The organism is Neobacillus drentensis NBRC 102427, assembly GCF_001591445.1.
Lineage (GTDB): Bacteria > Bacillota > Bacilli > Bacillales > Cytobacillaceae > Neobacillus > Neobacillus drentensis.
Genome location: NZ_BCUX01000008.1, coordinates 128,742 through 153,361, shown reverse-complemented (window position 1 = coordinate 153,361; position 24,620 = coordinate 128,742). Strand labels below are relative to the sequence as shown.

Annotated in this window: 25 protein-coding genes and 1 other annotated feature; of the genes, 17 read left to right on the top strand and 8 right to left on the bottom strand. The window is 36.6% G+C overall.

The features are described 5' to 3' along the window. Positions 1–14: 14 nt before the first annotated feature. Both trpS and BDR01S_RS04590 read right to left on the bottom strand, forming a co-directional pair. Positions 15–1,010: a tryptophan--tRNA ligase gene (gene trpS, locus BDR01S_RS04595; protein ID WP_157406108.1), complete on the bottom strand. Its 996-nt coding sequence runs from the start codon at positions 1,008–1,010 to the stop codon at positions 15–17. A 51-nt stretch (positions 1,011–1,061) separates the two neighbouring features. Beyond that, positions 1,062–1,316, bottom strand: a binding site (T-box leader). Positions 1,317–1,363: 47 nt separating this feature from the next. Then, on the bottom strand, positions 1,364–1,729 hold the full coding sequence (locus tag BDR01S_RS04590; RefSeq protein WP_066252148.1) for a DUF3899 domain-containing protein: 366 nt from the start codon (positions 1,727–1,729) through the stop codon (positions 1,364–1,366). Positions 1,730–1,951: 222 nt separating this feature from the next. Here BDR01S_RS04590 and BDR01S_RS04585 point away from each other — a divergent pair, with 222 nt between their 5' ends. From BDR01S_RS04585 to BDR01S_RS04565, 5 genes are all read left to right on the top strand, one after another. Then, positions 1,952–3,646: a peptide ABC transporter substrate-binding protein gene (locus BDR01S_RS04585; RefSeq protein WP_066252151.1), complete on the top strand. Its 1,695-nt coding sequence runs from the start codon at positions 1,952–1,954 to the stop codon at positions 3,644–3,646. A gap of 112 nt (positions 3,647–3,758) precedes the next feature. Then, complete coding sequence (gene opp3b, locus BDR01S_RS04580) at positions 3,759–4,691, top strand: oligopeptide ABC transporter permease (RefSeq protein WP_066252154.1); 933 nt, start codon at positions 3,759–3,761, stop codon at positions 4,689–4,691. Next, a complete protein-coding gene (gene opp3C / locus BDR01S_RS04575; protein WP_066252158.1) occupies positions 4,688–5,716 on the top strand; it encodes an oligopeptide ABC transporter permease in 1,029 nt (342 codons plus the stop codon). The genes opp3b and opp3C overlap by 4 nt, the downstream gene beginning before the upstream one ends. A 17-nt stretch (positions 5,717–5,733) precedes the next feature. Then, complete coding sequence (locus tag BDR01S_RS04570; protein ID WP_066252161.1) at positions 5,734–6,828, top strand: ABC transporter ATP-binding protein; 1,095 nt, start codon at positions 5,734–5,736, stop codon at positions 6,826–6,828. Beyond that, the gene (locus tag BDR01S_RS04565) at positions 6,829–7,767 is read left to right on the top strand and encodes an ABC transporter ATP-binding protein (RefSeq protein WP_066252164.1); all 939 of its coding nucleotides are present in this window, start codon (positions 6,829–6,831) and stop codon (positions 7,765–7,767) included. A gap of 41 nt (positions 7,768–7,808) precedes the next feature. Here BDR01S_RS04565 and BDR01S_RS04560 read toward each other — a convergent pair whose 3' ends face one another. Then, the gene (locus BDR01S_RS04560; RefSeq protein ID WP_066252166.1) at positions 7,809–7,994 is read right to left on the bottom strand and encodes a hypothetical protein; all 186 of its coding nucleotides are present in this window, start codon (positions 7,992–7,994) and stop codon (positions 7,809–7,811) included. A 584-nt stretch (positions 7,995–8,578) separates the two neighbouring features. Here BDR01S_RS04560 and spxA point away from each other — a divergent pair. The 5 genes from spxA to pepF all read left to right on the top strand — a co-directional run bounded on the left by spxA (position 8,579) and on the right by pepF (position 14,812). Then, positions 8,579–8,974, top strand: coding sequence for a transcriptional regulator SpxA (spxA, locus tag BDR01S_RS04555; RefSeq protein WP_066252169.1), 396 nt, complete (start codon positions 8,579–8,581; stop codon positions 8,972–8,974). A gap of 308 nt (positions 8,975–9,282) precedes the next feature. Beyond that, complete coding sequence (gene mecA, locus BDR01S_RS04550; RefSeq protein ID WP_066252172.1) at positions 9,283–9,954, top strand: adaptor protein MecA; 672 nt, start codon at positions 9,283–9,285, stop codon at positions 9,952–9,954. A gap of 78 nt (positions 9,955–10,032) precedes the next feature. Then, a complete protein-coding gene (cls, locus tag BDR01S_RS04545; RefSeq protein WP_066259804.1) occupies positions 10,033–11,544 on the top strand; it encodes a cardiolipin synthase in 1,512 nt (503 codons plus the stop codon). Between the two features lie 103 nt (positions 11,545–11,647). Next, positions 11,648–12,844, top strand: coding sequence for a competence protein CoiA (locus BDR01S_RS04540; protein WP_066252175.1), 1,197 nt, complete (start codon positions 11,648–11,650; stop codon positions 12,842–12,844). Positions 12,845–12,988: 144 nt separating this feature from the next. Then, complete coding sequence (gene pepF, locus BDR01S_RS04535) at positions 12,989–14,812, top strand: oligoendopeptidase F (protein ID WP_066252178.1); 1,824 nt, start codon at positions 12,989–12,991, stop codon at positions 14,810–14,812. Between the two features lie 35 nt (positions 14,813–14,847). Here pepF and BDR01S_RS26795 read toward each other — a convergent pair whose 3' ends face one another. The 4 genes from BDR01S_RS26795 to BDR01S_RS04520 all read right to left on the bottom strand — a co-directional run bounded on the left by BDR01S_RS26795 (position 14,848) and on the right by BDR01S_RS04520 (position 17,400). Then, positions 14,848–14,997: a hypothetical protein gene (locus BDR01S_RS26795; RefSeq protein WP_501193410.1), complete on the bottom strand. Its 150-nt coding sequence runs from the start codon at positions 14,995–14,997 to the stop codon at positions 14,848–14,850. Between the two features lie 336 nt (positions 14,998–15,333). Further along, positions 15,334–16,227 (bottom strand): ClpXP adapter SpxH family protein, encoded by an 894-nt coding sequence (locus BDR01S_RS04530; RefSeq protein WP_066252181.1) that lies wholly within the window; start codon positions 16,225–16,227, stop codon positions 15,334–15,336. Beyond that, entirely contained in the window at positions 16,196–16,603 is a 408-nt protein-coding gene (locus tag BDR01S_RS04525) for a globin domain-containing protein (RefSeq protein ID WP_066252184.1), read from the bottom strand. Before BDR01S_RS04525 ends, BDR01S_RS04530 begins: the two co-directional genes overlap by 32 nt. Positions 16,604–16,815: 212 nt before the next feature. Then, positions 16,816–17,400 (bottom strand): CYTH domain-containing protein, encoded by a 585-nt coding sequence (locus tag BDR01S_RS04520; protein WP_066252187.1) that lies wholly within the window; start codon positions 17,398–17,400, stop codon positions 16,816–16,818. A 120-nt stretch (positions 17,401–17,520) separates the two neighbouring features. On the opposite strand from BDR01S_RS04520, the gene BDR01S_RS04515 reads away from it, so the two are divergent. From BDR01S_RS04515 to BDR01S_RS04500, 4 genes are read left to right on the top strand one after another with little or no spacing between them, the layout of a single operon-like run. After that, positions 17,521–17,886 (top strand): UPF0738 family protein, encoded by a 366-nt coding sequence (locus BDR01S_RS04515; RefSeq protein ID WP_066252190.1) that lies wholly within the window; start codon positions 17,521–17,523, stop codon positions 17,884–17,886. Positions 17,887–17,905: 19 nt separating this feature from the next. Next, a complete protein-coding gene (yjbM, locus tag BDR01S_RS04510; RefSeq protein WP_066252193.1) occupies positions 17,906–18,544 on the top strand; it encodes a GTP diphosphokinase in 639 nt (212 codons plus the stop codon). Between the two features lie 53 nt (positions 18,545–18,597). After that, positions 18,598–19,392: an NAD kinase gene (locus BDR01S_RS04505; protein ID WP_066252196.1), complete on the top strand. Its 795-nt coding sequence runs from the start codon at positions 18,598–18,600 to the stop codon at positions 19,390–19,392. 18 nt (positions 19,393–19,410) lie between these two features. Next, positions 19,411–20,316: an RluA family pseudouridine synthase gene (locus BDR01S_RS04500; RefSeq protein WP_066252199.1), complete on the top strand. Its 906-nt coding sequence runs from the start codon at positions 19,411–19,413 to the stop codon at positions 20,314–20,316. Positions 20,317–20,359: 43 nt separating this feature from the next. Here BDR01S_RS04500 and prpE read toward each other — a convergent pair whose 3' ends face one another. Further along, positions 20,360–21,100: a bis(5'-nucleosyl)-tetraphosphatase PrpE gene (gene prpE / locus BDR01S_RS04495; RefSeq protein WP_066252203.1), complete on the bottom strand. Its 741-nt coding sequence runs from the start codon at positions 21,098–21,100 to the stop codon at positions 20,360–20,362. A 94-nt stretch (positions 21,101–21,194) separates the two neighbouring features. On the opposite strand from prpE, the gene BDR01S_RS04490 reads away from it, so the two are divergent. The 3 genes from BDR01S_RS04490 (at position 21,195) to BDR01S_RS04480 (ending at position 24,565) form a co-directional block, all read left to right on the top strand. Next, on the top strand, positions 21,195–23,054 hold the full coding sequence (locus BDR01S_RS04490; RefSeq protein WP_066252206.1) for a monovalent cation:proton antiporter family protein: 1,860 nt from the start codon (positions 21,195–21,197) through the stop codon (positions 23,052–23,054). 114 nt (positions 23,055–23,168) lie between these two features. Then, entirely contained in the window at positions 23,169–23,939 is a 771-nt protein-coding gene (gene fabI / locus BDR01S_RS04485) for an enoyl-ACP reductase FabI (RefSeq protein WP_066252208.1), read from the top strand. Positions 23,940–24,067: 128 nt separating this feature from the next. Further along, a complete protein-coding gene (locus tag BDR01S_RS04480; RefSeq protein WP_066252210.1) occupies positions 24,068–24,565 on the top strand; it encodes a CotO family spore coat protein in 498 nt (165 codons plus the stop codon). Positions 24,566–24,620 lie beyond the last annotated feature (55 nt).

The following is a 24,620-nucleotide window of genomic DNA, read 5'->3' as shown; positions in this document are numbered from 1 at the left end:
GGTCAGGCTTTTTTTCACTTCCTAGTTTTTCTACCAAGTCCCATGGCGTTTTCCATCTTCTTAAGAGTCTTATTAGCCACTAGATTTGCTTTTGCTGCACCTTCATCTAATATACGATCAAGTTCAGGAGATTCAAGTAACTCATAATATCTATCTTGAATTGGTTTAAAGAAATTAACTGCGACATCTGCTAAGTCACTTTTAAATTCACCATAGCCTTTTCCATCATACATTTCTTCAATTTCAGAAATAGATTTTCCACCCAAGATTGAATAAATTGATAATAAGTTTGATATTCCGGGTTTGTTTTCTTTATCGAATTTAACAATCCCTTCGGAATCTGTAACCGCACTTTTAATCTTTTTCACAATTTGCTTTGGATCATCTAAAGGTGTGATATTTGCTTTTTGATTTGGATCAGATTTGCTCATTTTTTTTGTTGGCTCTTGTAGAGACATAATTCTTGCTCCAACCTTTGGAATACTTATTTCGGGGATGGTCAATATGTCACTGTATTTTTTATTAAATCTTTCCGCAAGGTCCCGTGTTAATTCCATATGTTGCTTTTGATCTTCTCCGACAGGTACCAAATCCGTGTTATATAAGAGAATATCAGCTGCCATCAGTGGTGGATAAGTTAATAAACTCGCCTGTACAGCCTCTTTCCCAGTAGATTTATCCTTGAATTGGGTCATTCTTTCTAATTCTCCGATGTATGCTACGCACTGCATCATCCATCCTGCTTGTGCGTGAGCCGGGACCTCAGATTGAATAAATAGTGTAGCCTTTTCTGGATCAATTCCAACTGCAAGATACAACGCTGCTAAACTTCGAATATTTTTACGAAGTGTTATTGGATCTTGTGGAACCGTAACGGCATGCTGGTCAACGATACAAAAGAAGCAATTGTAATCATTTTGCATTTCGACAAACTGTTTTAATGCTCCGATATAGTTTCCAAGGGTAATTGTTCCACTTGGCTGAATACCAGAAAAAATCGTTTTCATGATAAATTTCCTCCCAAAAAAAATATAAAAAAAACCATTCATCCCAGGAAAACTAATAGGGACGAATGGTTTCGCGGTACCACCCTAAATTACTCAAAAATGAGTCACTCAATTCCACGATCATCCCATAACACGACAATCAGGAGTCCTTTTAACGCAAGGAAAACGTCTAATCCTACTTTTTAACCATTTTAAATGTTCAGACCGAAGCTCAAAAGTCCATTCCGTATTGATTCGTGTTTGTTTACACCAGCCACAAACTCTCTAAGACGAAGGGAAATACGTACTACTCTTTATCATAGCCTTTTAAGTACTATACAATTGCTTATTATTATATATGAACTGCATATTTAATTTCAAGTCTGCAAAAAATAATAAAAGAATAAAGCAATACCCATGAACAATCCAGTTCCTAAGCCGTAAAACACTAGTGGTCGCTGATTAACTGTAATAAGTTCTGAGAGGGGAGGTATTTCATCAAATCTTCGTTTGTTTTGCCCTCTTTGAAAAGCAAAACTGAAGGACCTTGATATGACATCAAAAAACCCTGAATGAATAGTAAATAGAAGTAAAGATGTTAAAAGGAGTGCAGAAGTGAAATAAAAAGATATATTTATATAGCTTAACAAAGCGATTTTGTGATCAAGAAAAAAGGAGACAATTAATATGGAAAGTTGTAATAAGGCCAAGATAAAAAGTCTTTTCTTAAGTTGATAATTCACTAAATAACCTCCAAAAGATTAATTTAATAGGGTTTTTACTTAAGTATTTTATACCAAAAATCAGTGTAAGTTCAAATTATACCATAAGAAATCGTAATGAAAATGTAAAGAATGTTGTTAATCTGTAAATTAATTTCAAAAAAATAATGTACAATTTGTAGAAAATATGTATAATAGAGAATGTAGTAATTTTTCAGAATAATAGAAAAGGGAGGTCTACTAGTGAAGAAATCAAAACTTTCACTACTTTTAGTACTATCACTAGTTCTAAGCATGTTTCTAGCAGCATGTTCAGGCGGAACTAAGAATGAAGGCAAGAAAACGGATGAAGGCAAGAAAAATGCTGGCACAGAGGAAACAACTTTAGCAGATGAACAAGTTCTAAATGTTCTTGAAACTGCAGAAATTCCATCCATGGACAGCGTAATGTCTCAAGACGTATTAAGCTTCACAATGTTAAATGCTACAAATGAAGGTTTATATCGTTTAGATCCCGACCAAAAAGTTATTCCTGGTGTTGCTGAGGGTGCACCTACATACAATGATGACAAAACTGTTATCACAATTAAATTAAAACAAGATACAAAATGGTCAAACGGTGACCCAGTTACTGCTCATGACTTTGTGTTTGCATGGCAACGTGCAATTGATCCAAAAGTTGCTGCTCCATATGGTGCATACTTCATGGAAGGCAAAATCAAAAATGCATCTGAAATTGTTGCTGGTAAAGCAAAACTTGATGATTTAGGTATTAAAGCATTAGATGATTATACTGTGGAAATTACTTTAGTTAGAGCTCTTCCATATATCGAATCTTACCTAACATTCCCATTGTTCTACCCACAAAACAAAAAGTTTGTTGAAGCAGAAGGCGCTAACTATGCGAAAGATGCTACTCACCTACTTTACAATGGTCCATTTAAAATGACTAAGTGGGACGGCCCAACTGGAACTGAATGGGTATTAGAAAAGAATGCTGATTATGTAAATGCTAAAGACGTTACACTAGAGAAAATCAACTTTAACGTTTCTAAAGATCCACAAGCTTCTGCAAATGCATATACAGCAGGCGAAGCTGATATCACAGGGAAGCTTGCACAAGCTGCGATTCTTTCTCAATTTGAAGGACAAAAAGATTTACTACGCTACCAAGAGCCATCTATCTGGTGGTTAAAAATGAACGAAAAGAACAAAGCATTGAAAAATGTTAACATCCGTAAAGCAATTGCTTTATCTGTTGACAAAAAGGCTTTAACAGAGGATGTATTAGCAAACGGATCAATCCCTGCTGATTTCCTTGTACCGAAAGGTTTCTCATTCTTAGATGGTAAAGATTTCCGTGATACTGCTGGAACTTACCTAAGCACTAACAAAGAAGAGGCTAAAAAGCTTTGGGAAAAAGGTCTTAAAGAAACAGGTCTTAAAGAAGTGAAATTTACTTATGTTGGTCAAGATACTGAAACTTCAAAATTAACTGATGCTTTTGTTAAAGACCAATTAGAGAAAAACTTACCAGGATTAAAAATTACTGTTGAAGCTGTACCTTTTAAAATTCGTATCGCTCGTGAAGACGCTCAAGACTACGATTTATTAATGGGTGGTTGGGGACCTGACTACGCTGACCCTATGACATATATGGATCTATGGGTTACTGGCGGCGGACAAAACCACATGGATTATGGTAATCCAGAATTTGATAAGTTAATTAAATCAGCTAGTGAAGAACTTGTAGCTAAGCCACAAGATCGTTGGAAAGCTCTTCAAGATGCAGAAAAAATCTTGTTAGAAGATGATGCAGCAATTGCACCACTTTACCAACGTTCAGTTAACCTTCTTATCAATCCAAAGGTTCAAGGCTTTGCACACCATGCATTTGGTCCGGACTATAGTTACCAGTGGATTAAAATCACAAAATAGTAGCTATACTAATCAAATAGAAAGAGAGTATATTGAAGAAATATACTCTCTTTTTACCTGTATGCAAATTGTCGAAAAACGTCGAATATTTAGAAAATTAGGAGGTGTAAGCATGGCAAAATATATCTTACAACGAACTGGCTATATGATCATTACACTTTTAATCGTAACATCACTTACATTTTTCCTCATGAAGCTAATTCCGGGTAGCCCTTTTAATAACTTCGAAAAGCTCTCTGACGTTCAGCGGGGAATTTTGCTGGATAAATATGGTTTGAATGAACCTCTGCCTGTTCAATATTTTAATTATATGAGGAATTTGGTAAAAGGTGACCTAGGAATCTCCTTTCAATTTGACAATACCCCTGTAACAGAACTGATTGCTAACCGCATCGGGCCATCTGCACAATTAGGTTTGCAGGCAATGATAGTTGGTGCAATAATTGGCATATTCTTGGGTGTAATTGCTGCCTTAAAGCAAAATACATGGATAGATTATGGGTCTACATTTATTGCTGTAGTTGGTAAATCAGTACCGTCATTTATTTTTGCCGGATTACTTCAGTATTATATTTCTGTTAAATTGCATTTGCTGCCTGTTATGTTATGGAAAGGACCGGAATATACGATTCTTCCTACCATTGCATTAGCTATGTTCCCAATTTCAATAGCCGCAAGGTTTATGCGGACTGAAATGATTGAGGTTTTAGGTTCGGATTATATTACCTTAGCACGAGCTAAGGGAGCAAGCCGCTGGCAAATTAGTCTAAAACATGCACTCCGGAATGCTTTAATACCAGTTGTGACTGTTCTTGGACCACTAGCAGTTAGTTTGATGACCGGTTCACTAGTAATTGAACAAATTTTTGGAATTCCAGGACTTGGTGAGCAATTCGTTAAATCTATTAATATGAATGATTACCCTGTCATTATGGGAACTAATATTTTATTTGCAGTATTATTTGTGGTAGTTATTTTGATTGTTGATATTCTATATGGAATCATCGACCCACGTATTCGTATATCGGGGGGGAAAACTAAATGAGCAACAAGAACATTACCATTTCAAAAGATCTGTTTACTCCTGCCCATATTGATCCGGCAAATAGTGAAAAAATTGCCAAGAAGAGCCTGAACTTTTGGCAGGATTCATGGCTAAGAGTTCGGAAGAACAAAGGTGCTGTTGTTAGTTTAGTGGTCTTAGCTATCATGCTTATTATGGCATTTGTTGGTCCGATGATTACTCCGTATGATTTCGATACACAAAACACAAAGCATAATAACCTGCCGCCGCGTATTCAAGGTTTAGAAGATGTAGAATGGCTCCCCTTTGATGGAACATTATCCAGGAGAGACGGCACAGTTTATAACGCATATGAAGTTCGGAAAATTGATGCCTATTATTGGTTTGGTACTGATAATTTAGGTCGTGATCAATTTGCTCGTATTTGGAAAGGTACACAAGTATCATTATTTATTGCCTTCATGGCAGCTTTAATTGATATGGCCATTGGAGTCGCATATGGAGCTGTTTCTGGTTATTTAGGCGGCAAAGTGGACGGTGTTATGCAACGTATTATAGAAGTTATTGTTGGTATCCCCAACTTGATTGTTGTTGTATTAATGATTTTGGTGTTAAAGCCAGGTATTATTCCAATCATAATCGCCTTAACGATAACCGGCTGGACTAGTATGGCCCGAGTTGTTCGAGCACAGGTGTTGAAATTTAAAGGTCAGGAATTTGTATTGGCTGCCAAAACACTAGGTGCTTCCAATTCTTCTATTATTTTTAAACATATGATTCCGAATATGTTTGGTGTCATTATAATAAATACGATGTTTTCCATCCCAAATGCTATTTTCTTTGAAGCATTTTTGAGCTTTATTGGGTTGGGATTACAAGAACCGAATGCATCTTTAGGAACATTAGTCAATTCAGGATTTAAATCTATGATTGCTTTTCCTTATCAAATGATAATTCCTTCCTTAATGATAGCTATTATTATGGTTTGTTTTAACTTAGTGGCGGATGGATTACGAGATGCGTTGGATCCAAAAATGCGTGATTAGAAGGCAGGTGTATGTAAATGGAGAAAGTTTTACAAGTAAAGGATTTAAAAATATCGTTTCATACATTTTCTGGAGAAGTGCAAGCGATTCGTGGTGTAAACTTTGATTTATATAATGGTGAAACATTAGCAATCGTTGGTGAATCAGGTTCTGGAAAATCAGTTACAACTAAATCAATCATGCGCTTACTTCCTGAACATAATTCTGAAATTAAAAGTGGTGAAATTCTTTTCGAAGGAAAAGACCTTACAAAACTTAAAGATAAAGAAATGCAGAAAATTCGTGGAAAAGATATTTCAATGATTTTTCAGGATCCAATGACTTCCTTGAATCCAACTATGAAAATTGGCAAGCAAATTATGGAGCCTCTTATTAAACATCAAAACATGAGCAGACATGCTGCCAAAGAAAGAGCAGTGGATTTATTAAAGCTAGTTGGTATTCCTAAGGCGGAAATTCGTGTGGATCAATATCCACATCAGTTCTCCGGAGGGATGAGACAACGGGTTGTTATCGCCATTGCATTGGCATGTAATCCTAAAATCCTCATTGCCGATGAACCGACAACTGCGCTTGACGTAACAATTCAAGCACAAATTCTTGAGTTAATGAAGGATCTGCAGAAGAAAATTGATACATCGATCATCTTCATTACGCACGATCTTGGGGTAGTTGCCAATGTAGCCGATCGGGTAGCAGTAATGTATGGTGGAAAAATTGTGGAAATTGGCACTGCCGATGAGATTTTCTATAACCCACAGCATCCTTACACATGGGGCTTAATTAGTTCAATGCCTGATATGGATACCCATGACGAGGAATTATTCTCTATCCCAGGGACACCACCTGATTTATTAGATCCTCCAAAAGGTGATGCGTTTGCACCACGTAATCCATTTGTAATGAAAATAGATTTGGAGCAAGAGCCGCCATTCTTTAAAGTTTCTGATACACATTATGCAGCTACATGGCTTTTACATCCTGATGCACCTAAGGTAAACCCACCAGAAGCTGTAAAAAGACGCCAAAATCAATTTGCTGGAAATGCTCCAACAGCTACCTTAGAGAAAACTGGTCAAAGTCAGTTCCCTGGAAAAAAGGAGGGAAAATAAATGGCTCAGCGTGAAAAACTACTTGAAATAAAAAATTTAAAGCAATATTTTAATGAAGGTAAAGTGAACGAAGTAAAAGCAGTCGACAATGTTTCTTTTGATATTTTTAAAGGTGAAGTAATGGGATTAGTCGGGGAGTCAGGTTGTGGAAAATCAACAACAGGTCGCACGATCATCCGTTTGTATGATGCTACTGGCGGCGAAGTTTTATATGACGGCGTAAATGTCCACGGCAAAAAGTCTAAAAAACAGTTAAAAGATTTTAACCGAAAAATGCAAATGATTTTCCAAGACCCATATGCGTCATTAAACCCGAGATTAAAAATAGCTGATGTTATTGCAGAGGGAATTGACATTCATGGTTTGGCGAAAACAAAACAAGAACGGATGGAGCAAGTTTATGAGCTCTTAGAAACCGTTGGCTTGAATAGAGAGCATGCGAACCGTTATCCACATGAATTTAGTGGTGGTCAGCGTCAGCGGATTGGAATTGCACGCGCCCTTGCTGTCCAACCTGAATTTATCATTGCTGATGAACCCATTTCAGCGTTGGACGTGTCAATCCAGGCTCAGGTTGTTAACTTAATGAAAAAACTTCAAAAAGAGAAAAACTTAACCTATCTTTTTATTGCCCATGATCTTTCAATGGTAAAATACATTAGTGATCGTATTGGTGTTATGTATTTTGGTAAAATGGTTGAGCTAGCACCTGCGGATGAACTTTATAAAAATCCACTTCACCCGTACACACAATCACTTTTATCAGCGATTCCTGCACCGGACCCAATCAGTGAACGGACACGGAAACGGAAATCATATGATCCGGCAAGTCATAACTACGAACCTAATGAGCCTGTTGAATTTAGAGAGGTTACTCCTGGTCACTTTGTGCTTTGCTCGGAGAAAGAATTCAAGCAATTCAAGGTACAATCTAAATAAACAAAAAAAACGATCCCGCTGTGAGATCGTTTTTTTTTGTTCTATTTTTTGGTACCCCCGACAGTTTTCCAACCAGTCTGGTATTTTGCACTTTCATCAACAAATTCACTACGATTTTTACCACCAAACACTTTTTCACCAAAACTGTTTGTAATAACACCCATTAAGGCAGTAATCCCTACAATTAGTAAAGCAACAATAGTTAAATCAAGTATGTATGCGCCCATGGTATTAACTCCCTTCATTTATCAGCTATATTGATTATTTGTAGCGTGACATTAAATATCCCCTCCCTTATTGTAAAAGAACTTACTGTTTATTTAAAGAGGAAATTAAATAACTTTCACTAATAATTTGTAAAATAATGAATGCGTTTTCATTAATAATTTTTAATTGAGAATAAGTTTTTAGTTAATTGTTATGTCAGGTGAAAAAATGATTATTAAAGATAGGAAAATTATATTTTTCTTGAAGACCCACAATTTTTCTTCCTTAATAGACGAACAGTATATCAAGAGGGCTAATAAGTTCTGAAAAAATTCAATATAAAATTTTAATAAATTATGAAACTTTTTGAAGAATTATTCGTCTGATATAGTGAAATAGATAAATTTGTATTGTTTTTGACTTACAATATTTTTTGAAAAAGGGATACCCTTTTAAGAAACTGTGGTGTATAATTAATGATATAAATTACTTATTTATAATTATTATTAAAAATGTCTTAATAAGAACATATTAACAATTGCTTATTCAAATATACTGGATTTATTAATTTATGACTTAAATAATAAAGGAGTGTGAAAATCGGATGGTTACACTATACACTTCACCAAGTTGTACATCATGCAGGAAAGCTAAATCATGGTTAGAAGAGCATGAAATCCCATACACAGAAAGAAATATTTTCTCTGAGCCATTAACAATGGAAGAGATAAAAGAAATTCTTCGAATGACGGAAGATGGGACGGATGAAATTATTTCAACAAGATCCAAGACATTTCAAAAATTAGACGTTAACTTAGATACAATGCCACTTCAAGATTTATTTAGATTAATAAAAGAGAATCCGGGTCTTTTGCGCAGGCCGATAATAATTGATGAAAAGCGTTTGCAAGTAGGATATAACGAGGATGAAATTAGACGATTCCTTCCAAGAAGAGTCAGAACGTTTCAGCTTCGTGAAGCACAACGAATGGTTAATTAAATAAATAGGCCTTCTTTTGGAGGTCTTTTTTTGTATATAAAGAATAGTTGATATCGTTTGTAGTTTCTACTCGATTTTGCTACAATATAATGAAAATCTTAATGCAAATGAATAGGCGTTTACACGGTTTTTTAGATTTTAGCCTTTTTTATTTCCCTTATAAGTACTTTTGTCATAAAATGAGAGTACACGAGTATTTACTTTTTCAAGGTATGAAAATTCTTTGTAATTTAAGTAAATGCTAAGGCAGTATCTGCTTGGGGGTATTTAGTCCCTTCAATCTGGAAAACGGAAGGGAGAGGTTTTTGATGGAGATTGAACGCATTAATGATTACACAGTTAAATTTTATATTTCATATGGTGATATAGAGGAAAGAGGCTTTGATCGCGAAGAAATTTGGTACAATCGTGAACGAAGTGAAGAACTTTTTTGGGAAATGATGGATGAAGTTCATGATGAGGAAGAATTTGTTATTGAAGGTCCTCTTTGGATTCAAGTCCAAGCACTTGATAAAGGCTTAGAGGTTCTTGTTACCAAAGCTCAGCTATCAAAAGATGGGCAAAAGTTTGAACTTCCAATCCCAAATGAAAAAGGTAAAGATTTTCCTGCTGAGGATAAGCTTGAAGAGCTTTTGGATCATCACTTCAATCCCAATCATTCCGATGAGGAAAGTATCCTGCTTGAGGAAGAAATATTAGAATTCCTGATTGGCTTTAAAGACTTTGAGGATGTTATTAGTTTATCCAATCGCTCTGGATTGGATGATTTAGTTACGATGCTTTATCATTTTGAAGGAAAATACTATCTTTATACGGAATTCCCTGAAGATTTATTTGAAGAAGAGGAAATTGACGATATTTTGAGTATTTTGCTTGAGTACGGTTTTGAAACACAACTTACCATTCATCGAATTCAAGAATATGGAAAAGAAATACTTGCCGAAAATGTTTTTGCTGAATTACGAAAATATTTTCGCTAATAAATGTACCGATTTCAATATTGAAATCGGTATTTTTAACATTAATAGTTTTTGAAAATAATCTGGCAGGTGAGTACACTGAAAAACACAGTAAGGGTTATTATATTTTTGGGGGTATTATCCGTACTATTGTTTTTCTTTAGGGATCAATTAGCAAGCGGGATTTTTGGATTCTTGAGTGTATTGGTCACACTTTCAGTGATCTTTATTGGCTTTGTAATATTCTTTGAGAACCGCCATCCAACACAAACACTCACTTGGTTAGTTGTCCTAGGAAGTTTTCCATTGGTTGGTTTTATTTTCTACATCCTTTTCGGTCGTAATTATCGGAAGGAGAAGATGTTTAGAAAGAAATATTTCTTAGACAAACAGGCTTTTTTGACAGTTGAAGGCGAGGATGACCCGAGAAGTGAAGAAAAGCTTAGTTTAATGAGGGAACATCAAGGGAAATTATTCAATTTGGCTCAAAAACTTGGGAATAGCCCAATATCCTTCGATACATCCACAGAGATTTTAACAAATGGAGAAGAAACATTTCGCCATATCTTAGAACAGTTAAAAAAAGCAAGGCATCATATACATCTTGAATATTATATTGTTCGCCACGATCATATTGGTCAGGAAATTAAGGATTTACTTATTGAAAAAGCCCAACAAGGAGTAAAGATTCGTTTCTTATATGACGCAGTTGGCTCCTGGCAGCTTTCTAAGTCTTATATTAAGGACCTAAGAAATGCTGGGATTGAAATGGTGACTTTTGGGCCTGTAAAACTTCCTTTTTTAAACAATAAATTTAATTTTCGTAATCATCGGAAAATGATTATAATAGATGGGACGATCGGATTTGTTGGCGGGCTCAATATCGGAGATGAATATTTAGGAAGGGATAAGACCATTGGCTTTTGGCGTGATACTCATTTAATGCTTCGTGGGGAAGCTGTTCGAACGCTACAGCTAATTTTTTTACAAGACTGGTACTATATGACCAATCATAGTTTCTTAACAGCCGAATATTTATCCCCCCAAAATGATAATGAAAGTCATGGTGGTGTCCAACTCATCGCTGGAGGACCGGATAATGAATGGAGTGTTATTAAAAATATCTTTTTCTCAATGATTGCAAGTGCGGAAAAATCAGTTTGGATTGCTTCGCCGTATTTTATTCCGGATGAAGATATCTTTTCGGCGATAAAAGTTGCAGCACTTAGTGGTGTAGACGTACGCCTCCTGGTTCCTAATAAACCTGATAAACGGATCGTCTTTCATGCTTCAAGATCTTATTTTCCAGAGCTTTTAGAAGCGGGGGTTAAGGTATATGAATACCAGCGGGGCTTTATGCACAGTAAGATTGTGATCGTTGACCATGAACTGGCTTCGATTGGAACATCCAATATGGATATGAGAAGCTTCCATTTGAATTTTGAAGTAAATGCCTTTTTATTCCGAACGAAAAGTACCCAGAAGCTCGTTGCGGAATATATAAATGACCTTGAATATTCTATACAGTTGGATAAAAAAACGTTTCATGAAAGACACCTAGGATTAAGGGTCCTAGAATCCACAGCGCGGTTACTCTCGCCCTTACTGTAAGAATCATTTTAAAAAACTTGTCGAATTGGCGAGTTTTTTTTGATATTAAAAGGAATTATCGATAGACATAGCGAATTATGAAAGAAAAGGAGGAGATAAATAATTGTTAACTGCACTAACAAACACTGGTAAAAGTATTTGTCTAGGGTTTGATTACAAAAAGGACGCACTTTTGGACCTTCGAAGCAAGGAAGAATTTTATTGCCCTATTTGTGGAGAAAGGGTATTGCTGAAATTAGGAGATCAGCGGATTTTTCATTTTGCACATAAGCAAGGGGGAACTTGTCGTAATTTTTATGAAAATGAATCAATATCCCATATGGAGGGAAAACGTCAACTCTATAAGTGGCTGGTGGGACAAAAGATTCCTGCCATTTTAGAATATTATGATCGGGAGATTCAGCAGCGGCCTGATATCATTTTCCATCTTAATGGAAGGAAATACGCATTAGAGTATCAATGCTCAACTATTTCAGAAAGTAATTTTATCAAGCGGACGAATTCATACCAGCAGAAAGGGTACATTCCAATTTGGATTCTTGCTAGTAGTCAAATCCACAATAAAAAGAAGAATATTGTTGCATTGTCAAACTTTCAGTATTTATTTTTACGGACCACATCCTCAGGAAAGTTCTATATCCCAGCATATTGCCCCGAAAAACAACAATTTCATCTGATTGATTCAATTCACCCCTACTCCATTAAAAATGCCTTCGTCCATCATACTTTTCACCCTATAATGAAAATGAACGTAAATGACTTAGTGGAACCTAAGGTAAAGCTCTCTTTTGATTTATCAAGCTGGACACGGGAAATTGAAAAATTTAATTTGAATTGGATTATTCATCCTAATAAACAGCATAAAGCCTTCCTTCATGAAATTTATAACAAAAATCTAAATCCTTTCTTATTGCCACCAGAAATTGGCCTGCCCGTCCCACGCTCATTACTTCTCCAGACACCAGCAATCATTTGGCAAACGTATTTATATATGGATTTTATTGCCTCAAAAAGACCCTATGATTTAATTTCCCTTCATGAAATAAACTTCCATTTACAAAAGAGGCTGAGTAAAAAGCAAATTGCCGTAAGAAATTTACCACAGCTTGAATCGGTTAATCCATTATTAGCGATTACTGATTATCTTTTACTCTTAGACCAATTGGGTATTATAGCAAGAAAAGGGGAAACTACTTTCCAATTGAAAAAGTCCATCTCCATTCCCAAGTCCAATCGCGAAAGAGAGGAAGCAAAGCTGGCATTTTTTCAAAAATATCATCGAATCCAATCAAATAAATAAATGAAACCAGGTATAAGGGCATACTATATAGAGGTGTAAATAGTGTCCTTTCTGCCAAAACAGAAAAGGAGATTGAAAAGTTAAGGAGAATATAATAAATGATAACTACATTTCGAAGCCTAAAAAAATAATGGAGGATGAAGAATGGCAAATGAAACTGCAGTAAAATCACTGCCAGCAAGAAATGAGATTCCAGAGCAAGATACGTGGAAATTAGAAGATATTTTCTCAAGTGACCAGGAGTGGGAAAAGGAGTTTCAAGAGGTAAAAGGCCAAATCCCAGGGATAAAAAATTTTGAAGGGAAATTAGGAGAAAGCGCAGAAACACTTTATGAAGCTCTTCAATTCCAAGATAAACTGTTAGAACGGATTGGAAAGCTTTATACATATTCACATATGCGTTATGACCAAGACACTACGAACTCATTTTACCAAGGTTTAGATGACAGAATGAAGAATCTGTATTCACAGGCAGCCAGTCAGTTAGCATTTATTGTTCCGGAAATTCTCTCACTAGATGAGAGCAAAGTAACTAGCTTCTTAAATGAGAAACCGGAATTAAAATTGTATGAGCATGCTTTAGCTGAAATTAATTTGCAAAGACCGCATGTCCTGACAGCGGAGCAGGAAGCATTGCTCGCTGAGGCGAGCGAAGTGATGGATGCTTCTAGCAATACGTTTGGGATGTTGAACAATGCAGACCTCGAATTTCCAACGATTAAAGATGAAAATGGCGAAGAGGTAGAAATTACTCATGGCCGATATATCCGCTTTTTAGAAAGCGCAGACCCTAGAGTAAGACAAGATGCCTTTAAGGCAGTATATAAGACGTATGGCGATTTTAAAAATACATTTTCAAGTACATTAAGTGGGAATGTGAAGAAGGATAATTTTAATGCCAGGGTAAGAAAGTATAATTCAGCCAGACATGCTGCCCTTTCTGCAAACAATATCCCAGAAAGTGTTTATGATAACCTTGTTAATGCGGTTACGGATAATCTTCATTTATTACATCGCTATATCAAGCTTCGTAAAAAAGTCCTAGGGCTTAATGAGCTTCATATGTATGATTTATTCACACCTCTTGTCAAAGATGTGAAAATGGAAATTAAATACGAAGAGGCAAAAGATTTAGTCATTAAAGGGTTAGCCCCATTAGGCGAGGAATATTCGAATATATTAAAAGAGGGCTTTGAAAATCGCTGGGTCGATGTCCATGAAAATAAAGGAAAGCGGAGTGGGGCCTATTCTTCAGGAGCATATGGTACACATCCGTATATTCTGATGAATTGGCAGGATAATGTAAATAATTTATTTACACTTGCCCATGAATTTGGCCATTCAGTACACAGTTATTATACAAGAAAATCACAGCCGTATCCTTATGGCAACTATTCTATTTTCGTTGCTGAAGTGGCTTCAACATGTAATGAAGCACTTCTTAATGACTACCTACTGAAAACCATTGATGATGAACAAAAACGTATTTACTTACTCAATCATTATTTAGAAGGCTTTAGAGGCACCGTGTTCAGGCAAACTATGTTTGCAGAGTTTGAACACATGATCCATCAAAAGGCCCAAAATAACGAGGCGTTAACTGCAGACGCCTTAACGGAAAGCTATTACGAATTAAATAAGAAATATTTCGGAGAAGAGGATATTGTAATAGATGAGGAAATCGGGTTAGAATGGGCAAGAATTCCGCATTTTTATTACAATTATTATGTTTACCAATATGCCACTGGTTTTAGTGCAGCTACTGCGTTAAGCAAACAAATTCTAGAAGAGGGTGAGCCGGCAGTCAAACGATACATCGACTTTTTAAGTTCAGGAAGTTCAGATTATCCAATTGAAGTCCTGAAAAAAGCTGGTGTAGATATGACAAGTGCTAATCCAATCAAGAATGCCTGTAAGGTATTTGAAGAGAAACTGAATGAATTAGAACAATTATTATCAAAAGCATAATTAAAGGGATGGTGCCTGTTTGGCAGCCATCCCTTTTAAAATCCTCTAAACCGCTTTCGATCATTAAGATAAAAAATGAAAATAAAAATGGATACAAACAAAATGGGTGTACTAATTAAAAGAGGAAAGATCTTTAACAATGCGAGTATTTGAAGGAAAAAAGCAATGAATATAAAAAGCACCATAATAACGAAAGGGAATTTTCTCATAGAATATTGCCACCCTTTTTAAAAGTAAGTTTTTATTCTTTATACTACTATGTTTATTGTCCTTTCCATGGAATTATGATTTTTGACAATTATGTGAAATAAAGCACAAACTTATTGTCAGCCTCTTTGATCCCATGCTATATTATATACGTGAAGTTGATCACAACAAACATATACCCCTTTGTTTGAACCGTGAAAAATTTCTCCCATCCCCTTTGTTCGTATAATAGAAAAATGCCTTGCAGTGTAACAGCTGCAAGGCATTTTCGTTTTTACATGGAAATAAAAAATGCCGGTTAATCCCGACATTTCCTATTCTTCAATATACCTCCAAAAGGTCCCATATTTAGCGGGAATCTGTTCGACAACCTGCTTTAAAAGCAGCTTTTTCATTTCCCGTTCAATTTGCGAAATAGACATATTATAAACCACTGCAATTTCCTTTGAGGCAACAAATTTAAAAAATTTCATAAACGTTTCTAACGGAGGTGGGGGAGTCAGTACTGGTTTTTCAGAAAGCATTTCCTCTAAAATTTGGACATATACCTCATATGGATAAGACCCAGTTATCTTGATTCCTTCATCCTCGACATTTTCATTGAAAAATACTAATGTGGGAATTTCTTGTACATCCATTTCTGATGTGATTTTTAAATCACATTGGAAGGCTTTCGCGGCACTATCGGAATGGATATCAATCATGAATTCATCCACATCCAAACCTAGACTCTTTGCACAATCCTTTAACACTTCAAGATTAGAAATATTTCGTTTTTCTAAAAATAATCCTTCTTGAATTCTTCTCAAGAAACGAAGCCCGGCACGCCTCCCTTGCAGCTCAGCTGCCTTTAGCGCAATTGAAACTGTATAAGGTGAATCGACAGGATTTTCTAACCAAAGGCTCCCATCACATGACATTCCAGATCTGCTAGCAGTCTTCTCCCAAACTTGAGCGATATTCTCAAAATTCTTTTTCTTACTCAAATTTAAATCGGCTAATCGTCCACTTAAAATATGCTTTATAGAAAAATAACGACCGTATTCGATATGAAGCTTCTTTAAAATAGGTTCCAATGCCCAACATTCCGGACATATTGGGTCAATAAACATATAAATCTCAATCGGCTTTTTTTCACTACCACTACACTGCTGCTTAGAGCCTGAAAATCTTGAACTATTCACGTTCTTCACCTGATATCGCGCCATCTGGCGTGTTAATCATATGTTGAGCAGTAAGATGAAGTCGTGAATAAAATTCGTCCCTGATCGGACCTTGTAAGCCAATTGTGTCCATTGCTTGAGTCATACATGATAACCAAGCTCTCGCTCGTATTGGTGTAACCGGGAATGGCAGATGGCGAGCACGCATCATCGGATGGCCATGCTCTTCTGTATAAACGTTCGGTCCGCCTAAATATTGAGTTAAGAATTGCTTTTGTTTACGAGCAATCTCAGTAAATTGATTTGGGAATATAGGAGCAAGATCAGGATGTTGTGCAACAAGGCCATAAAAAGTGTCCACAAGACGGTGTAATGTATCTTCACCTATGGATTCGAATGGTGAAAGCTTTCTCTCAATCATGTTGACAACTCCCCTAAAGTATTATGTAAATTAATTTTAACAATGCCCATTTCATATCTCAAATTAATTGCTTTGAAAATGCGAATTTGTCATCCAATGGCATTATTAATGTATACCAATTGAGAATATTTTAATAGGAGAAATAGAAAGGAGTATGTTGGAAATAACTCCAAATCTCGAAACTGCTCTAATTCTTCTTTGAAGATATTATTTTAGTTCGTTTGATCAAACTTTTGTTTATAGAAACGGACAATTTTATTTTCTGTCTTTCGAGAAGGAATCTTAAATTGCTTCAGAAGTTCCAAAAAGATTTTCTCTCCAATCTGATAATCCTCAACCTCATATTCTAATTCATAATCTTCTTTGCTTAGATAGATACTATGGTCCAACACTAGTAACCCCTGCTTGTATTCCAATTCAACTCGCTCCGTAATTAAGGATCCAAAATATTCGATAGTAGAAAAAGAAATTTGGTAGTCTTCGATAAGAGGTTGAATGATTCCAGTTGGTAGGATGCCCTGATGAATGGCCATTAAAACTTCCTCTTCCCCAATGACCTGATTGGTCTCAAGCAGCCCTACGTCTGCTGGCTGTTTTAATGTCATTTCGTAGGTTCCGCCCTTTTTGCGAATTCTTAGTGCAGAATCATTACTTTTTAAAGCAAAATCAGGTGTATCAAAGTAGTGGTTTTCCTGGGAAAATATTTGGCTTTGGCTGATCTTGAAATACTTAAGGAAGCTTTCATATTCTATTTTTGTCAGCATATTTTTAAATTCGATTTCGATATTTTGCGTCATTGCCTAACTTCCTTTCAACCTAGAGTTTTTCTCTATTATCCACTCCGACTTTAACATCAATTCTTGGGAGAACTGCATGAATTATGCTAAAATAAGTAGGGAGATAATGGAGGTAGAGAGATGAAGAAAAATATTACAATTCTAAAAGCATACATATTTGAAGATAAACTAATGTTAGAAACGAATGAGTCAATTATTGATTTGGTTCCTGAGGAACAGATTCTTGTTGATTCTATCCAATACTCTTTCATTTACTTAATGGAGGATAAAAATGATTATACATATATCGTATTACATGAACAAATTTGGCCGCTATTAAAAAATGCCTATGAAAAAAGGTTACCTGTCTGGATTTCCTTTAATGATGAACAAAAAGAATTGGTAAATTTCCATGATGAATTTGATGATGTCCTATCTAATATTAAGGGAAATAGTAATTATGGGAAAGAATTGGTTTCAAAGGTAGAGAGTATATTCTTAACATAATATGGTTTGAGGTGAAATCATGAAGCATTGGGACCAATTTTTAGCCCCCTATAAACAGGCTGTTGCAGAATTAAAAGTAAAATTAAAGGGGATGAGAGGTCTATTCGAACTTGATGCCACTCACTCACCGATTGAATTTGTTACTGGAAGAGTTAAACCGATCGCAAGTATTCTTGACAAAGCAAATCAAAAAGGAATACCACTAGAAAGATTGGAAGAAGAAATGCAAGATATTGCGGGTATGCGTATTATGTGTCAGTTCGTCGATGACATTCATACTGTCGTCGATTTATTACGAAACCGCAATGATTTAGAAATTGTCGAGGATAGAGATTATATTTCACATAAAAAGACAAGCGGGTATAGGTCCTACCATGTTGTTATTCGCTACCCAGTTCAAACCATCCATGGAGAAAAGAAAATCTTAGCGGAAATTCAGATACGAACGCTTGCAATGAATTTTTGGGCGACAATTGAACATACATTAAGCTATAAGTACAAAGGTGTTTTTCCCAGTGATATTCAAATGCGTTTGCAAAGAGCGGCGGAAGCAGCATTTCGTTTAGACGAGGAAATGTCATTGATTCGCGGTGAAATACAGGATGCTCAAGCTTTTTTTACAAGAAAGAAAGAATTGAAACAAGAAGAAAAGGATTAATTGTCAATACCGCCTTTTGAATAGCCAAACAAGCCACAAGGAGCAAAAATACTATGAAATTTGCGATTACATCAAAAGGAGATCAAAAATCAAATATCTTAATGCACAAAATGAGGACCTATTTACTTGATTTTGATCTTGTGTACGATGAGGACCAACCAGATATAGTTGTTTCCATTGGCGGTGACGGGACACTCCTTTATGCCTTTCATCGCTATAGCAGCCGATTGGATAAAACGGCTTTTGTCGGAATTCACACGGGTCATCTCGGCTTTTATGCAGATTGGATTCCCGATGAAATTGAAAAGTTAGTGATTGCGATTGCTAAAACACCCTATCATGTCGTGGAATACCCATTGTTAGAGGTGATTATCCGCTATTCTCATGCAGGGAAGGAATCTAGGTATCTTGCCTTAAATGAGTCAACCGTTAAAAGTGTTGAAGGGACACTCGTGATGGATGTGGAAATCCGCGGACAGCATTTTGAGCGGTTCCGTGGTGACGGTTTATGCGTTTCAACTCCATCAGGAAGTACGGCCTATAATAAGGCACTTGGCGGAGCGATTATCCATCCGTCCATTGCTGCCCTCCAAGTGGCTGAAATGGCATCGATTAATAACAAAGTTTTTAGAACTATAGGTTCACCGCTTATTCTCCCTGCACACCATACCTGTATGCTTAAACCGGTAAATCGGTCTGATTTTCAAGTGACAATCGATCACCTGACACTGCTTCATAAGGATGTAAAATCCATTCAATTTAGGGTCCCAGATGAAAAAATTCGCTTTGCCCGTTTCCGGCCGTTTCCTTTTTGGAAAAGAGTACATGATTCCTTTATTTCCGATTGACATGAAGGGGGTATGGTTATGTATTCTCCCTTTAAATTGAAGTGGATTATTAATGAAAGCGATGCCGGGAAATTATTAAGGGAATTTTTAAAGAAGGAAGAGGTTTCTCGGACTGCCTTAACGGATATTAAGTTCAAGGGTGGGAGTATCCAAGTAAATGGAGAAGAAGTAAATGTTCGATACAAGCTATCAATAGGGGAGGAAGTAACGGTTACTTTTCCAATAGAGTATCCTAGTGAGGGACTTAAGGGAGAAGAAATCCCGTTAACAATCCTATACGAGGATGAGTATCTATTAGTAATAAATAAGCCGGCAGGAATGAATACGATTCCGTCTCGAGAGCATCCTGACGGCAGCCTTGCGAATGCACTAATTGGCTATTATCAGCGAAGTGGACTACAGACCACTTCCCATATTGTTACTCGGCTGGACAGAGATACTTCAGGAATTGTTCTCGTAGCGAAGCATCGTCATGTCCACCATTTGTTTAGTATGATGCAGCGCAGTGGTGGGGTTAAGAGGACTTATGAAGCATTTGCAGAAGGCAGGGTTTTGTTAGACAGCGGTACGATACAGGCGCCAATTGGACGCAAAGACGACAGTATAATTGAGAGGGAAGTTCGTGAGGATGGACAATTTGCTTGCACCCATTATCGGGTGATTGAGCGACATCGTGGATTTACTTATTTAGAGCTAAAGCTTGATACCGGACGAACCCATCAAATTCGGGTTCATATGACTTATTTAAAGCATCCTTTGCTTGGTGATGATTTGTATGGAGGGGATCGGTCCTTAATTGTCAGGCAGGCACTTCATTGTAAAAAAATAAAATTTATTCACCCATTTTTAAGAGAAGAAATGATTTTTACTGCACCACTTCCAGATGATATGGGTGAAATCTTAGAGGCTGACTCGCTTTTTTAGGAGGCAGCCTTTTTTTCAACGGCAGGGCGCTGTGCCTTCCTTGTCATTCAAATTCCTTAAATTTTTCTTCTACATATGGCATAGTTGATTTAACTGAAATCAATTCTATTTCTGGATATCTTAACGCGGTTAGTTTTCCGCCGAAGACTGCCCCGGTATCAATATTATAGGTATTATTAATGATCCTTGGTTCATGAACGGGTGTATGTCCGTATACGATACATGTATCACCTTGATATTCTTTGGCCCAATCCCTTCTTATCGGTGATCCATCAGGGTGTTTTTTTCCTGTAATATCTCCGTAAAGGACAAACTCTTTGACCTTTGCATGTGATTGTCCGATAAATTCTTGTTTAATCCCGGCATGGGCAATCACAAGCTTTTTGTTGTCTAATTGTAGGTATAATGGAGCTTTTTCATAAAGTTCGGTGAATTTTTTTCGAATGGATTGTTGCTCTTGTTTATATAATGATTGATATTCGGCAACTGTTGTTTCTAGTCCGTGAGCAATCTGAACTTTGTTGCCAAGGAAGAAGCGGTATAACTTATTACAATGATTCCCCGGTGTGTAATAGGCTTTTTTTTCTTTAAGAACCAGTTGCCATACAATTTCGATTACGTTCAGTGATGCAGGTCCGCGATCCGTTAAATCGCCTAGAAATCCCAGTACTCTATCATCAGGATGTATCGGTATTCCATTCTCCCATTGATAACCCAGTTTTAGCGTGAGTTCCTTTAATTCCGTAAGACAGCCATGAATATCACCGATTATATCAATTTTCATTAAATCAACTCCCTTATATTGATATTTTTTACCTTAGAGTTAGTTTTTATAAAAAGGATTCTAAACTATAAATTATTGGAGAGGAGTTACATGAATGGAGCAGCATGTATCAGTTATTTCTTTATTAATTGTGGTGACGATGGCCTTTTTAACCCCCATTCTTTTACATCGATTTAAATTGAATTATATCCCTGTGGTTGTCGCTGAAATTATAATGGGTCTTGTAATTGGGAAAAGCGGTTTCGATGTGGTTCACGAAGATATGTGGATCTCAACCCTATCTACATTAGGGTTTATCTTTCTCATGTTTTTAAGCGGACTGGAGATAGACTTCACGGCTTTTGCTGGGAGAAAGTTCCGTAAAAAGCTTCCAAATGGGAAAGTAGAGCCCAATTCATTCGTTGTCGCGGGGCTAATCTTTGCAGGTATCTTTATTTTCTCGCTTGGTTTATCGTATTTGTTTGTAATGGCAGGCTTTATTGATAATGCCTTTTTAATGACCTTGATCATCTCAACGATATCATTAGGCGTTGTTGTACCCACACTAAAAGAGGCACACCTGATGAAAACTGTTATCGGACAAATTATCTTATTGGTGGCGGTCATTGCTGATTTGGTGACGATGATCTTACTAGCTGTCTTTGTATCTCTTTATGAATCAGGTCATGGAAATACGTGGCTGCTACTTATCTTGTTTGTAGCTGGTATAGTTCTTTATTTTCTTGGAAAAAGATTTAAAAATCGAACGTTTATTGAAACACTTTCAACGGGGACCGTTCAAATTGGGACGAGAGCCGTATTTACACTAATCATCGTTTTAGTTGGCCTGTCTGAAACAGTGGGTGCAGAAAACATCTTAGGAGCATTTCTAGCGGGGGTCCTGGTTTCGTTGTTATCACCGAACCAGGAGCTTGTACATAAGCTGGATTCATTCGGTTATGGATTTTTGATTCCCATCTTTTTTGTAATGGTAGGGGTAAATCTTGATATTTGGTCCCTTTTTAGTGAAAAAAAACTTTTATTATTGATACCACTTCTATTAATAGGACTGTTATTATCAAAACTAATCCCCGTGTATATATTGAAAATTTGGTATGAGTTAAAAACAGTCATTGCAGCGGGTTTTTTACTCACGTCAACACTTTCACTTGTAATTGCAGCGGCGACAATAGGAGAGAGGTTAGAAATCATAACCCCGCAGATGAGTGGCACATTAATATTGGTTGCTGTAATTACGTCTATTTTTACACCGATTGTTTTTAAAAAGTTATTCCCTAAAGAAGTGGTCGCTAATAAAAGGGTTAGTGTGGCATTCTTAGGTGCAAACCAGACGACAATGCCTGTTTCACGGGAATTAAAGGCAGGCTTGTATGACCCAATACTTTATCATATACAAATGGAGAAATCTGAAAAACAAATTGCTAATTCTCTTTTTGACATAGTTGAAATACCTGATTATTCGCTGGAAACGTTGGAGAAGACATCAGTTTTTCAATCTGATGTTGTGGTGATTTCAACAGGTGATGAGAGAGTCAATGCCACACTTTCCATTGCTGCAAAAGAGAAAGGAGTATCAAGGGTCATTGCGCGAATAGAAAGTCCTGAATTAGAGGAAAACTTACGTGAGCATAATATTGAGGTATTTTCTACCTTTATGTCCACCAAAGTATTGCTCCGAGCCTTAATTGAATCGCCAACCTTGTTAAACATATTAACCAATCAGGAAACAGGACTTTATGAAATTGTCATGTTGAATAGGCAATTTGATGAATTGTCGTTACGGCGATTTCCTTTTACAGGCGATATCATATTTGTCCGGATTTTCCGTGGCAAGGATTCCATCGTCCCACATGGAGATACAGAGCTGCTAATGAATGACCGCTTGATTGTTACTGGGTCGAAGGAATATGTGGATGAACTGAAAAGAGAGCTGGAATTCTGCGAAACCTGTTAAAATATTATTGAAAAAATTTTGTTTGAGGTGTTGAACTTTTCATTTGTCGTAAATTAGTGTAAAATTAGTACCAAGTACTAATAACTCATGTAATCGTAGGAGGACTTTTTAAATATGAATCTTTCTTTATCCGGAAAAACTTATGTAGTAATGGGTGTTGCCAATAAACGCAGTATTGCATGGGGAATTGCCCGCTCATTGCACAATGCAGGGGCTAGATTAATTTTTACCTATGCAGGTGAAAGATTAGAAAGCAGTGTTCGTGAGCTTGCTAATTCGTTAGAAGCTGAAGGGACTCTTGTTTTACCGTGTGATGTTACACGTGATGAAGATGTCGCGAAGTGCTTTGCTGAAATTAAAGAAGCAGTTGGAACAATTCAAGGTGTAGCACATTGTATTGCTTTTGCAAACAAAGAAGAATTAAAAGGTGAATATCTGAACACTACAAGAGAGGGCTTCTTGCTTGCTCATAATATCAGTTCGTATTCTTTAACAGCAGTAGCCAAAGAGGCAAGAGGATTGATGACAGAGGGTGGAAGCATCGTGACGTTGACTTACCTTGGCGGTGAGCGTGCCCTTCCAAATTATAATGTTATGGGAGTGGCTAAGGCTTCTCTTGATGCAAGTGTCAGGTACTTAGCAGCAGATCTTGGAAAAGAAGGCATCCGTGTTAACTCCGTTTCAGCTGGTCCGATTCGGACGTTATCAGCTAAAGGCGTGGGTGATTTTAACGAAATCACAAGAGTAGTGGAAGAAAGAGCCCCATTACGAAGAGCAACAACTACCGAAGAGGTTGGCGATACAGCCCTTTTCCTTTTCAGTGACCTGTCCCGTGGAATTACCGGTGAAAACATTCACGTTGACTCCGGATATCATATCCTATAATGATAATGAAAGACCCGTATTTATGCGGGTCTTTTTGCTTGCCGAAAATTTCTTATTTTTATTATGAACGCGTATAGGCATTTAGCATAAATATAATGTGTAGGATTACGTAAATGGAGGTTTAGAGCATGTCGAAAAAGAAGAGTAAAGGACCATTACTCTATATACATCAGCCGTTTGCAAGGCCTCCTGCAACTAACATGCAGGACAGTTATTCAATCAAACTGGATGAAGTGCTAATTGAGGAAGAAACGCCAATAGAAGCTGAAAGTAAAAAGAAAATTTCCTTAGCTAAGAAGGATATTGAACCAGAGCCAAAAACTAAAGAAGAAAATAAATTAGAAAATCAACAAAAAACAGCAATATCAGATAAGCATCACTCAACATTTAAACGGGTAAAACCTTTCAAAGAAATGAATGTAATCGAACGATTAGATTATTTAATCAACTATCCAATAGTCCTTCCACCTCCCCCATGTGTATTCATTACTGACGAAGGAAATTATCAGGGGTACCTAACTAAGTATGATGGAAACGAAATAACGATCCGTTTCCATGACCAAACGAAGAAAACAGTATCAGTCAATGCACTAAAAAATGTAATGCTGATCGGGATAAAGAAATAGCAGGCAAACGTAAATTCTTCGTTCTTCCAAAACAAAAAAAGCCAGCCGAATTACC

Coding starts and splice junctions, on each gene's coding strand:
- opp3b (WP_066252154.1), top strand. CDS start 3,759: ATGGCAAAATATATCTTACAACGAACTGGCTATATGATCATTACACTT.
- opp3C (WP_066252158.1), top strand. CDS start 4,688: ATGAGCAACAAGAACATTACCATTTCAAAAGATCTGTTTACTCCTGCC.
- BDR01S_RS04570 (WP_066252161.1), top strand. CDS start 5,734: ATGGAGAAAGTTTTACAAGTAAAGGATTTAAAAATATCGTTTCATACA.
- BDR01S_RS04565 (WP_066252164.1), top strand. CDS start 6,829: ATGGCTCAGCGTGAAAAACTACTTGAAATAAAAAATTTAAAGCAATAT.
- BDR01S_RS04560 (WP_066252166.1), bottom strand. CDS start 7,994: ATGGGCGCATACATACTTGATTTAACTATTGTTGCTTTACTAATTGTA.
- spxA (WP_066252169.1), top strand. CDS start 8,579: ATGGTTACACTATACACTTCACCAAGTTGTACATCATGCAGGAAAGCT.
- mecA (WP_066252172.1), top strand. CDS start 9,283: ATGGAGATTGAACGCATTAATGATTACACAGTTAAATTTTATATTTCA.
- pepF (WP_066252178.1), top strand. CDS start 12,989: ATGGCAAATGAAACTGCAGTAAAATCACTGCCAGCAAGAAATGAGATT.
- BDR01S_RS26795 (WP_501193410.1), bottom strand. CDS start 14,997: ATGGTGCTTTTTATATTCATTGCTTTTTTCCTTCAAATACTCGCATTG.
- BDR01S_RS04530 (WP_066252181.1), bottom strand. CDS start 16,227: ATGGCGCGATATCAGGTGAAGAACGTGAATAGTTCAAGATTTTCAGGC.
- BDR01S_RS04525 (WP_066252184.1), bottom strand. CDS start 16,603: ATGATTGAGAGAAAGCTTTCACCATTCGAATCCATAGGTGAAGATACA.
- BDR01S_RS04520 (WP_066252187.1), bottom strand. CDS start 17,400: ATGACGCAAAATATCGAAATCGAATTTAAAAATATGCTGACAAAAATA.
- BDR01S_RS04515 (WP_066252190.1), top strand. CDS start 17,521: ATGAAGAAAAATATTACAATTCTAAAAGCATACATATTTGAAGATAAA.
- yjbM (WP_066252193.1), top strand. CDS start 17,906: ATGAAGCATTGGGACCAATTTTTAGCCCCCTATAAACAGGCTGTTGCA.
- BDR01S_RS04505 (WP_066252196.1), top strand. CDS start 18,598: ATGAAATTTGCGATTACATCAAAAGGAGATCAAAAATCAAATATCTTA.
- BDR01S_RS04500 (WP_066252199.1), top strand. CDS start 19,411: ATGTATTCTCCCTTTAAATTGAAGTGGATTATTAATGAAAGCGATGCC.
- prpE (WP_066252203.1), bottom strand. CDS start 21,100: ATGAAAATTGATATAATCGGTGATATTCATGGCTGTCTTACGGAATTA.
- BDR01S_RS04490 (WP_066252206.1), top strand. CDS start 21,195: ATGGAGCAGCATGTATCAGTTATTTCTTTATTAATTGTGGTGACGATG.
- fabI (WP_066252208.1), top strand. CDS start 23,169: ATGAATCTTTCTTTATCCGGAAAAACTTATGTAGTAATGGGTGTTGCC.
- BDR01S_RS04480 (WP_066252210.1), top strand. CDS start 24,068: ATGTCGAAAAAGAAGAGTAAAGGACCATTACTCTATATACATCAGCCG.